Here is a 13,353-nt window from a genome sequence, read left to right as displayed (position 1 = left end):
TATTTTTTCTAACACAAGGGATTCACTACTTCAATTTCAATAAAAGTCACAAAAAAACCTCTCATTTCTGAGAGGTTTTACATATCATTAAAAAATAAAAAGCTTACATATTCCTTCTATACTGCCCGCCAACCTCAAACAAGGCAGAAGTAATCTGACCCAACGAACAAACTTTTGTGGCTTCCATTAAATGGTCGAATAAGTTTTCGTTTTTAATGGCGGCTTCCTGTAGTTGACGCAAGTGCTCGTTTACTTTTGCTTCGTGAAACTGGTGTAAGTTATCGAGCATCGTAATTTGATATTGTTTTTCTTCTTCGGTGGCACGAATTACTTCTGCTGGAATTACCGTTGGAGAGCCTTTTGAGCTTAAGAAAGTGTTTACACCCACAATTGGGAAGTCTCCGTTGTGTTTTAGGGTTTCGTAATACAAACTTTCTTCTTGAATTTTAGAACGTTGGTACATGGTTTCCATCGCCCCTAATACTCCGCCACGTTCTGTGATTCGGTCGAATTCCTGTAAAACGGCAGCTTCTACCAAATCGGTTAATTCTTCGATGATAAACGATCCCTGAATTGGGTTCTCGTTTTTCGCCAGACCTAATTCTTTATTGATAATCAACTGAATCGCCATTGCTCTACGCACTGATTCTTCGGTTGGCGTGGTAATCGCTTCGTCGTAAGCATTGGTATGCAATGAATTACAGTTGTCGTAAATCGCATACAAAGCTTGTAAAGTAGTACGAATATCATTAAAATCAATTTCCTGTGCGTGTAACGAACGCCCGGAAGTTTGAATGTGATATTTTAGCATTTGTGCTCTTTCGTTGGCTCCGTATTTGTTTTTCATGGCTTTTGCCCAAATCTTACGTGCCACACGACCAATTACTGAATATTCAGGGTCTACTCCGTTTGAGAAGAAGAACGATAAGTTTGGTCCAAAATCGTTGATGCTCATACCACGGCTTAAGTAATATTCCACGTAAGTGAAACCATTCGAAAGCGTAAAAGCCAACTGTGTAATTGGGTTCGCTCCTGCCTCAGCAATATGATATCCTGAAATCGAAACAGAATAAAAGTTACGAACATTTTTGGTAATAAAATATTCCTGCACATCACCCATCAATCGCAAAGCAAATTCGGTAGAGAAAATACAGGTGTTTTGTGCCTGATCTTCTTTTAGGATATCAGCCTGAACCGTTCCACGAACCTGTGATAAGGTTTTGGTTTTAATATCATTATAAACGTCCAAAGGTAAAACCTGATCTCCGGTAACCCCCAAAAGCATTAATCCCAAACCGTTGTTTCCTTCCGGTAAATCACCTTGGTATTTCGGACGTTCTGTTCCTTTTTCTTTGTATATTTTGTTGATTTTAGCTTCAACTTCTTTTTCTAAATCATTGGCTTTGATGTAATATTCACATTGCTGATCGATCGCCGCGTTCATAAAAAAGCCTAACAACATTGGCGCTGGTCCGTTGATGGTCATACTTACCGAAGTTAAAGCGTGAACCAAGTCGAAACCAGAATATAGTTTTTTAGCATCATCCAAACAACAAATCGAAACTCCGGCATTACCGATTTTCCCATAAATATCAGGACGAATATCCGGATCGTTTCCGTATAAAGTCACACTATCAAAAGCGGTCGAAAGTCGTTTTGCCGGCAATCCTGCACTCACATAATGAAAACGTTTGTTGGTTCTTTCCGGTCCTCCCTCACCTGCAAACATTCTTGACGGATCTTCACCTTCACGTTTAAACGGGTACAATCCGGAAGCAAACGGAAATTCTCCAGGAACATTTTCCTGTAAATTCCAACGTAAAACATCACCCCAGGCTTCGTACTTAGGCAAAGCAATTTTTGGGATTTGTAAATGCGATAAGCTTTCAGAATGGGTAGCGATTTTAATTTCTTTATCACGCACCTTAAAGCTGTACACCGGATTTTTATATTTGGCTACTTTTTCGTCCCAATTCAGGATAATTTCCCAGTTGTATGGATCTAAATCCATTTTTACCTTATCAAACTGATTTAGTAACAGGTTCAAAAAGATTCTGTTTTCGTCATGTGCTTCCGTAGCGCTTGGTAAAACAGTAGAATCATCGATTCCGGCTTTATTAATTTGCGGAACTTTCCCTGAAACCGATTCTATGGTTTTAAAGATTCCGTATAATTTCTGTGCTACTTTTTGCTGCGAAAGCGCGCTTTCGTCATAAGATCGGTTGTTCTCTGCAATTTCTGATAAGTAACGGGTTCTGTGTGGCGGAATCACGAAGATTTTCTCACTCATTTCCTTCGTAATCTGAAAAGTAGATTTCAACTCTGATTGCGTTTTCTCCACAATCTTGTCCATGATCGCTTTATAAAGCGTGTTCATTCCCGGATCGTTAAACTGAGAAGCAATGGTCCCAAAAACCGGCATTTCATCCGGGTTCTTATCCCATAAGTTATGATTGCGCTGGTATTGCTTTTTAACGTCACGAATCGCGTCAAGAGCACCTCTTTTGTCAAACTTGTTCAAAGCCACCAAATCGGCAAAATCAAGCATGTCGATTTTCTCCAATTGCGTTGCTGCTCCAAACTCCGGTGTCATTACATATAAGGATACATCAGAGTGATCCATAATCTCGGTGTCGGATTGTCCGATTCCTGAAGTTTCAAGAATAATCAAATCGTATTTTGCTGCTTTTAAAACCTGAATGGCCTCGGCAACATATTTAGATAAGGCCAAATTGGACTGACGTGTCGCCAGCGAACGCATATATACACGAGGATTATTAATGGCATTCATACGGATTCTGTCTCCCAATAATGCTCCTCCTGTTTTTCTTTTTGACGGATCGACAGAAATCAATCCGATTGTTTTTTCCGGGAAATCAATTAAAAAACGACGAACGAGTTCATCTACCAAAGACGATTTTCCTGCTCCACCTGTTCCCGTAATTCCAAGAACCGGAATTATAGAATTGGTATTGCTTTCGTGAATCTGATCAAAAACAGGTTTTGCGATTTCAGGGAAATTTTCCGCTGCCGAAATCAAACGTGCAATTGCTGTTGGAATTTTATTTTCGATATGATCAATTTCTCCGTTTAACTGATCTCCAATTGGATAATCGGCACGTTGCACCAGATCATTAATCATTCCCTGTAAACCTAAAGAACGGCCATCATCCGGAGAATAAATTCTCGTGATACCATATTCGTGTAATTCTGAAATCTCGCTAGGCAGAATTACTCCGCCTCCGCCTCCAAAAATTTTAATATGTCCTGCTCCTTTTTCTTTTAGCAAGTCATACATATATTTAAAATACTCATTATGCCCTCCCTGGTAGGATGTCATCGCAATCGCATTTGCATCTTCCTGAATAGCAGTATTCACCACTTCTTCAACACTACGGTCGTGCCCAAGGTGAATAACCTCAACTCCAGTGGACTGAATAATACGTCGCATAATGTTTATCGCTGCATCATGTCCGTCAAAAAGTGACGCTGCGGTTACAATTCTTACTTTATTTTTAGGAATATATGGTATTTGTTGTTCCATTTTATGAATATGATAATTTTAAGGGAGCAATTTACAAAATATTACAACATTTGATCATGCTAATATCTTTTTGTTAACAAAAAAAAGAATCTTTTTTAATTCAGAGGGGTAACAATTTGAATACTAAGTTGATTTATCCTATATAAGTCTTATAAAAATGTTAACAACATGGCAATCTTGAAATATTTAAACAAAATACAACAACTTGAAAACCAGTATTGTAAACTAATTTAGTAGTATAGAAAAACCCCAAATTTTTACTTAAAACTACCTACAAAAGTAACAATGTAAAAATTAAAAAAATGAAAACATTATATCCACTCAGCCTAATTATAGTCCTAAGTTTTTTTATGTCTTCTTTTGCCAAAACTGATCATAAGAACGTTTCTTATAAAAAAACTTCAACTATCGCACCCTTTTACAAGAATTCAGGTTCTGATAATGTAAACGAAATTTCAAATGACTTCTTTAAAAGATATTCTGATTTGAAAAAATATAAGTCTGACGTCATGTCATTATACAAAAACAGAACTCCGGGAACTATTTGGTTTGATGAAGATGCCATCAATGAGTTTGGTTCTGCATTATATCAAAAAGCTAAAAAAACGAATGATTTAGTTGTTCCTTATCAAAAAGAAATCGATGCTCTTTTTTCTTCTTCAGCGACAACAAAGCTGTCTAAAATAGATGCAGATATGCTTTTGAGCACTTTATATATTGCTTACGCTAAAAAAAGTAATGCAGATGCCGGGAAAAAAATATCGTATGATGCTATGCTGAAAGATTTTTTAAATTACAGTACAATCGAAGAAGCCACTACTTCGACCACTGAAAATGTTAAAGTAACCTATGATCAATATTATAAATTACAGGACGTTCTGAAAAAATATAAAAAACTAGACCGTTCTAATAAATGGAAACCTATTGTTCCGGAAGAAACACCTTATAAAGATTTGCGTCCGGATGCTGTTTCAAATACTATCGCCCAAGTCAGAACCCGTTTATACTTATTGGGAGATTTAAAAAATGATTCTAAAAGTAACGTTTACGACCGTGAATTAATGGATGCTGTAATGAAATATAAAGTTCGTAACGGTTTCAAACCTAACTATATTTTAGCAGAAGAACATATTAAAGAAATGAATGTTCCTCTTGCCGATAAAATGGAAACCCTAAAACTTAACATGGAGAGATGTCGTACTATTTCAGATCAAATGGCCGGTTGCGATGAGTATGTTTTAGTCAACGTTCCTTCGTATGAATTGATTTATGTAAAAAATGGGAAGGTGCAACTAACTTCCAGTGTTTTTGTTGGAGCACCATTAACTAAAACAACCATTTTTAATGGCGAAATTGAGAGAATCGTTTTTAGCCCTTACTGGACCGTTCCGCAAAGTATTGTAAACAATGAGTTGAAAAGTAAAATCGCTGAGGATAAAAATTATCTGGCCAAAAAGAATATGGAAATCGTAAATGGTCAGGTACGACAAAAACCAGGACCGGATAATTCTTTAGGATTGGTAAAATTTATGTTTCCGAACCCTGATTACATCTATATGCATGATACTCCATCTAAAACTTTATTCGATTTTGAAAAAAGAACGTTCAGTCATGGTTGTATAAACGTAAAAATGGCAAAAGAATTAGCTGCTGCCATGCTTAAAGATTATCCTGAATGGACTCCCGATAAAATTGATAAAGCTATGGCGGGTAAAACCGAAAACAGTTTTAAACTAACTAAAAAAATACCTATTTATATTACTTATTTTACTTCGCTGGTCAATGAAAATGGAGAAATTGGTTTCTTTCAGGATGTTTATGAGCGAGATAGTGAATTAAACCAAACGGTTTCTCCTCAGACGGGAGTAGTATCTAACTAAAGTCTAGCGAATTAGTTAGTTCGCTTCATCAAAAGATTTTTAATTGAAGCTGTAATTTTTAATGGGTAATTTTAGATTTGAATTAAGAGTTTGGAAGAATAATAGTATCTTTAATCCTTCAAACTCAAATCTAAAATTACCCTTTTTATGGAAGACGATTATACTGAAGTTAGAAAAAGCTGGTGGGACAGAAACTGGAAATGGTTTGTACCAACAGGATGTTTGAGCCTTCTGGTGCTGTTTGGTTTGTTTATAGCCGGACTTTTCTTTGGAATAACTTCTATGCTCAAAGAATCCGATTCTTATAAAGCGGCCATGAACGAAGCGCAGCATAATACCATAGTACTGGAGAAACTGGGCAGTCCAATTGAAGATAACGGAATTGCCTCAGGCAGTGTTAATTCGAGCAACGACATAGAACATTGCGACTTACAGATTCCAATAAGAGGTTCTAAAAGCAGAGGGACTTTATTTGTGGTGGGGACCAAAAACGGAACATGGAAATACGAGGAAATGAGTCTTTATGTTGAAGACACTAAAGAACAAATTGATTTACTTAAAAAGTAAAATTCCACTCCAAACCAACCAGATTCAATATTAATTCTAAGATCCAGCTGCGTAAATAACTGATGGAATACCGTTTATTTCGCAAGGTTTTTTTCTCTTTAAAAACATTCTTTTTAGTAGTTTGCTTCTCGTCCATATTCCTATATTTGGGCAAAAATTAACCTATGAGAAAAATTACATTGTTCTTACTGCTAACCCTAATCAGCAGTACTTCTTATGCTCAAAAAGCAGACACTAACAAGAAAAAAGTTAAAATTACCATCCCAAAATCGGATTCTTTCAAAAACATTAAAACCTACAACATTATCATCCAGGGAGATGATACCTGGAATGCGACTTATGCTAAGAAGAATTCAAAAACTTATGAGCATAATGTTGTTAAAAATACAATTGAAGATTACACTAAAAAAGATACAACAAATCCTGACGTTCGCGTTTTAATGGGATACAAAGGAGCTACTTACAAAAGAGCCGATAATGGTACCTACCTTTTAGATGGGGATTTCAAATATTTAGTTTTAGGAAAAAACAATGAAATCTTATATGAAAAAGGTACAAATGCTAAAATGTATTCTGGTACTTATGTTAACGGAAAACCAAATCAAAGTTTAGCCAGTGATTTGAATAACATTGGATACAAATACCTTACTGACAATAACATTCTTGCAACTGAAAAAGAATTTGCTTTAAACTACGGTTTGTTTGAGAAAGCGGAGGAGTTTCCTGAACTTGTTGAGTTTAATACTAAAACAGATGAGTTTTTAAACAAAATTGCAGCCAATTCTTTAGACCAATCGTACCTTACTGAATTAGAAAAATTCTACTTGAGTTATGTTGGTAAAGAATACAAAAAATTAAAGCCGAAAGATTACAACAAAGTAATTTACCTGAACCTTGCTTTGACACAAATGTTTCTGCTAAATTTTGATAAGTCTTTAGAATATCTTGAAACAGCCAAACAAGGTGCCGGTATGATGAGTTTATGGCCAGACGATGCCAAAGCAAATATCACAAGTTTAATGACCGTTAACCAGAAAAACTTAACGGCCAAAGTTGAAAATCCAACATTTGATTCTGCTTACTTTATCTACATCAACGGAAGTGTATCTCAAAATGACAAAAAGCTGACAGGAAAATTAAAAACCGATCGTTTTACCAATCACGCAGAGGGTGGCATTATGCAATCTAATGATCCAACAGAAGCAAAGGTTTGGGCGTACAAAGATAATGGAGAAGTTGATTTTGTAGTAGTGAATGATAAAACAACCATTACCACTGATAAAGGTCTTGAGCTAAAATTCATTTCGTACAACAACAGCTTTATTTTAGTGGAAAAAACAGGAGATTCATGTTTCAAAAAATACGAATCGAGCTCGAATGATGTTTACTGTGAGAAAGACGGTAAATTTGTAATTCAAAAATAAAAATACATTTAGTACTACACGGTACAAAAAATTAAAAGAGGTTCAATTGCTAAAATTGAGCCTCTTTTGCATTTATACGATATCTTCCTCTGTCTTAAAAAGGTACTAAGGTACTAAGATACTGAGGTAATAAAGTTCTGAAAACAATAAAAGCTTAGCCCCTCAGAACCTCAGCATCTTAGAACCTCCAAAAACCCAATGTTAAGGATGCAACAAATTGTTTACCCTCCTGAAATAAAATTGTGGCTTTATTTTTGAATAAGTAGTATTTTTGAAACTTATAAAACTCATTTAATGAAAAAGATTTTAATTCTATCACTTGCCCTTACCTTTTCTTTTAGTTCTTATGCTCAGGTACAAAAAACCTTAGACCAATTATCTCAACTGTCGTCAAAAATTAAAGGCAATAGTGGTGTTGATATCGCTTCGGGATTAAAAGAAGCCCTGAACAAAGGAATTACGAAGCAAGTAAGCAAATTAACCGCTGAGGATGGTTTTTATAAAAATGAAGCCGTAAAAATCTTAATGCCGGAAGAATTACAAAGGGTTGACGCTACCTTACGAAAAATCGGATTGTCCTCTCTTGCCGATGAAGGAATCAAAGTACTTAACCGTGCTGCCGAAGATGCTGTTAAAGAAGCAACACCAATATTTGTTTCTGCCGTTAAAAACATGTCCTTTACCGATGCCAAAAATATTTTACTTGGTAATGAAAATGCAGCAACCAGTTATTTACAAAACAGTACCACAACAGCTTTATACGGAAAATTCAATCCGGTAATCAAAACCTCTTTTGAAAAAGTAGGTGCCGATGTGATCTGGACCAACATCATCAAGAAATACAACACTATTCCTTTAGTACGAAAAGTAAATCCTGATTTAACGGATTACACAACAAATCAGGCTTTGGCAGGTGTTTTTAAAATGATTGCTGTGGAAGAAAAAGACATCCGTACCAATATCAATGCGAGAACATCTCCTTTATTGAAAAAGGTATTTGCCATGCAGGACAAAAAATAATTTTTATTGTTAAACTGTTTAATCGTTTAATCGAATTTACGGTTCAACAAATACAATTAACCGATTAACCAAGAGCCAAAATGCAAAAAATTACCATTTTAATTCACTGTAAAGATCAAAAAGGAATCATTGCCGCAGTGACTACTTTTATTGCTAAAGTAGAAGGAAACATTATCTATATCGATCAGCATGTTGATGTAGAACAAAATGTGTTTTTTATGCGATTAGAATGTGAACTTACCAACAATCAGGTGAGTCCCGAATCGATAAAAGAAGATTTTAGCAAAACGATTGCGGCCGATTTTAATATGTCCTGGGATTTGTACAAACAGGAACAAAAGCCTAAAATGGCGCTTTTTGTTTCTAAATACGATCATTGTTTGTTTGATATCCTTGGGCGTTACAGCGCAGGTGAATTAAATGTAGAAATTCCTCTGATCATTAGTAATCATAACGATTTACGAGCGATTGCAGAGCGATTTGATATTCCGTTTCACTGTGTGCCTTTTACAAAAGACATTAAGGAAGAAGGGGAAGCAAAACAAATTGAGCTTTTAAAAAGATATCAGATCAATTTTATTGTTTTGGCGCGTTATATGCAAATCATCACGCCTAAACTGATTTCACTTTACGAAAATAAAATCATTAATATTCATCATTCGTTTTTACCGGCCTTTCCGGGGGCGAAACCCTATCATTCGGCTTTTAAACGCGGCGTTAAAATCATTGGAGCAACCAGTCATTACGTAACAGCAGAACTGGACGAAGGACCAATCATCGAACAGGATATTTCGAGAGTTTCGCACATTCACTCCGTTGAAGATTTTATCATGAAAGGACGCGATTTAGAACGCATCGTTTTAGCCAGAGCTATAAAACTACATGCCGAACGTAAAACGATGGTTTACAGCAATAAAACGATTGTTTTTTCTTAGGGGCAAAGGTTCAAAGGGACAAAGGTTCTGAACGTATATTTTTAAAAAGTAAACCCGACAGGTTTTAAAAACCTGTCGGGTTTGTTTATTTAGAGGAAAAACTTTGTTCCTCTGAGCCTTTAAACCTTTTTATTAACGTAAATCAAATCGGTCAAGATTCATTACTTTGGTCCATGCTGAGACAAAATCTTTTACAAATTTTTCTTTGGCATCATTGCCCGCATAAACTTCCGCTAAAGCACGAAGTTCAGAATTGGAACCAAATATAAGATCTGCACGGGTTGCTGTCCATTTTACTTCTCCCGTAGCGCGGTTGCGTCCTTCGAAAACTTCTCCGATTTCATCGCTGGCCTTCCAGGTTGTTCTCAAATCTAACAGGTTCACAAAGAAATCATTACTCAATGTTTCGGCTTTTGTTGTGAGTACACCATGTTTTGAACCGTCATAATTGGCATTCAATACTCTCAATCCTCCAATCAATACCGTCATTTCTGGTACTGACAACGTTAACAATTGTGCTCTGTCTACTAAAAGTTCTTCGGTAATGGCAGATGTTGTGGCACTTTTATAGTTTCTAAATCCATCAGCTTTTGGCTCCAACGCGTCAAACGAATGTACATCCGTTTGTTCTAAAATAGCGTCGCCTCTTCCCTGTGCAAATGGAACGTCTACTGATAAACCGGCATTTGATGCTGCTTTTTCAATTGCAGCAGATCCTCCTAAAACAATTAAATCTGCGATAGACACTGATTTTCCCGAATTAGCAAAATCATTTTGTATGCTTTCTAAAACTGCCAATACTTTTTTGACCTGTCCTCCTGCATTAACTTCCCAACTGATTTGTGGTTCGAAACGAATACGGGCACCATTAGCTCCCCCGCGCTTATCAGAACCACGGAATGTAGAAGCCGATGCCCAGGCCGTATTTACTAATTGTGAAACCGACAAACCACTGGAAAGAATTTTATCTTTTAAAGCCGCAATATCATTATAAGTCAACTCCCCTTTAGCCGCAGGAATCGGGTCTTGCCAAATTAATATTTCACTCGGAACTTCAGGACCTAAATAACGTGAAATCGGCCCCATATCTCTGTGCGTCAACTTGTACCAGGCTCTTGCAAAAGCGTCTGCAAATTTGTCGAAATTCTGGAAAAAGTCTCTTGAAATTGGTTCGTAAATCGGATCCAGTTTCAAGGCCAAATCGGCTGTTGTCATCATCGGAGCGTGTCGCTTGGCCGGATTATGAGCATCTTCTACGGTTGTAGCGGCGCTTTCATCTGTTGGTGTCCACTGATGTGCTCCTGCAGGGCTTTTAGTCAATTTCCAATCGTATTTAAACAAGGTTTCAAAATAACCATTATCCCAGGTCGTCGGATTTGGTTTCCATGCTCCTTCGATTCCGCTTGTGATGGCATCTTCCCCTACTCCGGTACCAAAACTGCTTTTCCAGCCAAATCCCATTTGTTCAATACTTGCACCTTCCGGTTCCGCTCCTACTAAGGCAGCATCTCCGGCTCCATGAGCTTTTCCGAAAGTATGACCACCCGCCACCAAGGCAACTGTTTCGGCATCATCCATTGCCATTCTTGCAAAAGTCTCTCTGATATCTCTGGCCGAACCTAGCGGATCTGGATTACCGTCCGGACCTTCCGGGTTTACATATATTAATCCCATCTGTACGGCTGCAAGTGGATTCTCTAAATTTCGATCACCAGTATACCTGCTATAAGGTTTATCACTGGTAGCTAACCATTCTATTTCTGAACCCCAGTTCACATCTTGTTCCGGTTCCCAAACGTCTTCTCTTCCGCCTGCAAAACCAAAAGTTTTAAATCCCATAGATTCCAAAGCACAGTTACCGGTTAAGATCATCAAATCGGCCCAGGAAATTTTATTGCCATATTTTTGTTTAATTGGCCAAAGTAAAAAACGTGCTTTATCCAGATTACCATTATCCGGCCAACTGTTTAAAGGAGCAAAACGCTGGTTTCCTGAACTCGCGCCTCCACGACCATCAGATATACGGTAAGTTCCTGCACTGTGCCAGGCCATACGAATAAATAAAGGCCCATAATGACCATAATCTGCCGGCCACCAATCCTGCGAATCTTTCATCAAATCAAAAAGGTCCTTTTTGACAGCATTCAAATCTAAAGTTTTAAATGCTTCAGCATAGTTAAAACCTTTTTCCATCGGATCTGACAAATTAGAATGCTGACGTAGTATGTTTAAATTTAACCGATTTGGCCACCAATCTTTATTAGAAGTTCCTGTACCAGCAGTTTCTTTCATTTGCCCATTATGAAAAGGACATTTACTTTCGTTTGAATCACTCATTTTTTTCTGTTTTTTTTGATTAAAATTAATGGTCGCCTACCAAATGCTAATTTTTTTAAGAAACCACACCGCATTGATATTTAACACTTTATCAAATATACAAACTTATCTTTGCGATATTAATAAACAAAATTGATTGTTTTTATATTTTAATAGTCAAAAATTATTTAACGCTACAGAAAGCTCAAAACAGCGAATCAAAAAATCTTAACTTATGTTCAACAAAGTAATAACAAAACCTTAACAGCAAAACATCCATATAAGTTGGATCTTTGTAGTGTAATAAACTGGTTATTTATTATTTTGGTTTTGGTTAGTTAAATGATGCCGGCGTCTTCGAGATGCCGGCATTTTTTTTTGATCAAATTCAAATACTTTTTGATTAAATTCCAATAAAAAAAAAACCAAATTCCAATTTATGCTGAACTGGTATTTGGGGTCTATTTTTTTTGCTAAATTCCAATGAAAAAATTCCAAATCCCAATTTATAGTAAGCTTGAAATTTGGAATTTACATTTTGGGATTTATTTTTCTACTAAATTCCAATGAAAAAATTCCAAATTCCAATTTTATAGTAAGTTTGGAATTTGGAATTTACTTTTGGGATTTATTTGTCTGCTAATTCCAATTTATACTAAGCTTGGAATTTGGAGTTTAAATTTTGGGATTTATTTTTCAGCTAAATTCCAATAAAAAAAATCCAAATTCCAAATCTATAGCAAGTTTGGAATTTGGAATTTGATTTTTGGGATTTATTTTTTGGGATTTACATTTTTTGAAATTTAATTCTTCAATCTTTCCTGTAGTATTTTAAAATAAGCAAAAGCCTTTAACAATCGGCTTCCATGCCAGGAGAACATTTCGCCGTCGACGAAAATAGTTTTGGCGTGATGTGTAAAGCGCCCAATCTCAAAGGCATCTTCTTCTTTAAACGGATAGGGCTCTGACGAAAGGAAAACCAAATCAGGATCGCCTTCCAAACGCATTTTTTTGAGTTCAATTTCAGGATAACGGCCTTTGTCACCATAAATATTCTGAAAATGATTCAACTTCAATAACTCATTAATATAAGTATCGTTTCCTGCTACCATATAGGGATTTTTCCAAATAAAGTAAGCTGCTTTTTTCTCCGGAATATCCTGAATGTATTTTTTAAAATCGTCCAAAGCGAAGGTTAACTTATTATTCCATTTTTGAGCTTCGGTTCTGCAGTTGAAGAGCTGGCCAAAATCCGAAATCATTTGGAAATTATCTTCAATAGAAACAATATTGGTTACCCAAACCGGGCAAATTGTGCTTAACTGTGCTACAATCTCAGGAGTATTTTCTTCTTTATTGCAAATGATAATATCGGGCTGCAATAGTTTTATTTTTTCAAAATGAATCTTCTTGGTTCCTCCCACCATTTTTTTAGTCGACTTAAAATGATAGGGATGCACACAAAACTTAGTGATTCCGATGATTTTCTCTTCTAAACCTAAATCGTAAAGCAATTCCGTCTGAGAAGGAACCAACGAGATAATTCGTTTTGGGGCGGTTTCGAAAGTATGTAAAGTTCCGATCTGGTCTACTATTTGTTTCATGCTTTTTTTGTTTCAAGTTTGAAGTTTCAAGTTTCAGGTTCTTTAACCGCAAAGTTCGCAAAG

The 13,353-nt window shown here is 36.3% G+C and carries 9 protein-coding genes; 5 read left to right on the top strand and 4 right to left on the bottom strand.

Annotated elements, in window-relative coordinates:
* Positions 1–103: 103 nt before the first annotated feature.
* Positions 104–3,544, bottom strand: coding sequence for a methylmalonyl-CoA mutase family protein (locus ACN1CN_RS07450; RefSeq protein WP_291285155.1), 3,441 nt, complete (start codon positions 3,542–3,544; stop codon positions 104–106).
* 302 nt (positions 3,545–3,846) lie between these two features.
* Between ACN1CN_RS07450 and ACN1CN_RS07445 the strand changes: the two genes are divergently transcribed.
* Both ACN1CN_RS07445 and ACN1CN_RS07440 read left to right on the top strand, forming a co-directional pair.
* Positions 3,847–5,424, top strand: a complete 1,578-nt coding sequence (locus ACN1CN_RS07445) for a L,D-transpeptidase family protein (protein WP_419135198.1) — start codon at positions 3,847–3,849, stop codon at positions 5,422–5,424.
* A gap of 147 nt (positions 5,425–5,571) precedes the next feature.
* Complete coding sequence (locus ACN1CN_RS07440; RefSeq protein WP_419135197.1) at positions 5,572–5,991, top strand: cytochrome c oxidase assembly factor Coa1 family protein; 420 nt, start codon at positions 5,572–5,574, stop codon at positions 5,989–5,991.
* On the opposite strand, the gene ACN1CN_RS07435 is transcribed toward ACN1CN_RS07440, so the two are convergent.
* Positions 5,981–6,127 (bottom strand): hypothetical protein, encoded by a 147-nt coding sequence (locus tag ACN1CN_RS07435; RefSeq protein WP_419135196.1) that lies wholly within the window; start codon positions 6,125–6,127, stop codon positions 5,981–5,983. The two genes, ACN1CN_RS07440 and ACN1CN_RS07435, sit on opposite strands and share 11 nt — an antisense overlap.
* Positions 6,128–6,155: 28 nt before the next feature.
* Between ACN1CN_RS07435 and ACN1CN_RS07430 the strand changes: the two genes are divergently transcribed.
* The 3 genes from ACN1CN_RS07430 to purU all read left to right on the top strand — a co-directional run bounded on the left by ACN1CN_RS07430 (position 6,156) and on the right by purU (position 9,370).
* Positions 6,156–7,415 (top strand): hypothetical protein, encoded by a 1,260-nt coding sequence (locus tag ACN1CN_RS07430; RefSeq protein WP_419135195.1) that lies wholly within the window; start codon positions 6,156–6,158, stop codon positions 7,413–7,415.
* A gap of 294 nt (positions 7,416–7,709) precedes the next feature.
* Positions 7,710–8,435: a DUF4197 domain-containing protein gene (locus ACN1CN_RS07425; protein WP_419135194.1), complete on the top strand. Its 726-nt coding sequence runs from the start codon at positions 7,710–7,712 to the stop codon at positions 8,433–8,435.
* 80 nt (positions 8,436–8,515) lie between these two features.
* Entirely contained in the window at positions 8,516–9,370 is an 855-nt protein-coding gene (gene purU, locus ACN1CN_RS07420) for a formyltetrahydrofolate deformylase (protein WP_419135193.1), read from the top strand.
* Between the two features lie 132 nt (positions 9,371–9,502).
* On the opposite strand, the gene katG is transcribed toward purU, so the two are convergent.
* Positions 9,503–11,707: a catalase/peroxidase HPI gene (gene katG / locus ACN1CN_RS07415; protein WP_419135192.1), complete on the bottom strand. Its 2,205-nt coding sequence runs from the start codon at positions 11,705–11,707 to the stop codon at positions 9,503–9,505.
* A gap of 782 nt (positions 11,708–12,489) precedes the next feature.
* Positions 12,490–13,290: an ABC transporter substrate-binding protein gene (locus ACN1CN_RS07410; RefSeq protein ID WP_419135191.1), complete on the bottom strand. Its 801-nt coding sequence runs from the start codon at positions 13,288–13,290 to the stop codon at positions 12,490–12,492.
* Positions 13,291–13,353: the final 63 nt, after the last annotated feature.

It is taken from the genome of Flavobacterium sp. T12S277 (genome assembly GCF_048514875.1).
Classification (GTDB): Bacteria; Bacteroidota; Bacteroidia; order Flavobacteriales; family Flavobacteriaceae; genus Flavobacterium.
This window is presented reverse-complemented; position numbering and strand designations above follow the sequence as displayed.

Coding starts and splice junctions, on each gene's coding strand:
- ACN1CN_RS07440 (WP_419135197.1), top strand. CDS start 5,572: ATGGAAGACGATTATACTGAAGTTAGAAAAAGCTGGTGGGACAGAAAC.
- ACN1CN_RS07410 (WP_419135191.1), bottom strand. CDS start 13,290: ATGAAACAAATAGTAGACCAGATCGGAACTTTACATACTTTCGAAACC.
- purU (WP_419135193.1), top strand. CDS start 8,516: ATGCAAAAAATTACCATTTTAATTCACTGTAAAGATCAAAAAGGAATC.
- ACN1CN_RS07425 (WP_419135194.1), top strand. CDS start 7,710: ATGAAAAAGATTTTAATTCTATCACTTGCCCTTACCTTTTCTTTTAGT.
- ACN1CN_RS07450 (WP_291285155.1), bottom strand. CDS start 3,544: ATGGAACAACAAATACCATATATTCCTAAAAATAAAGTAAGAATTGTA.
- ACN1CN_RS07430 (WP_419135195.1), top strand. CDS start 6,156: ATGAGAAAAATTACATTGTTCTTACTGCTAACCCTAATCAGCAGTACT.
- ACN1CN_RS07445 (WP_419135198.1), top strand. CDS start 3,847: ATGAAAACATTATATCCACTCAGCCTAATTATAGTCCTAAGTTTTTTT.
- ACN1CN_RS07435 (WP_419135196.1), bottom strand. CDS start 6,127: ATGGACGAGAAGCAAACTACTAAAAAGAATGTTTTTAAAGAGAAAAAA.
- katG (WP_419135192.1), bottom strand. CDS start 11,707: ATGAGTGATTCAAACGAAAGTAAATGTCCTTTTCATAATGGGCAAATG.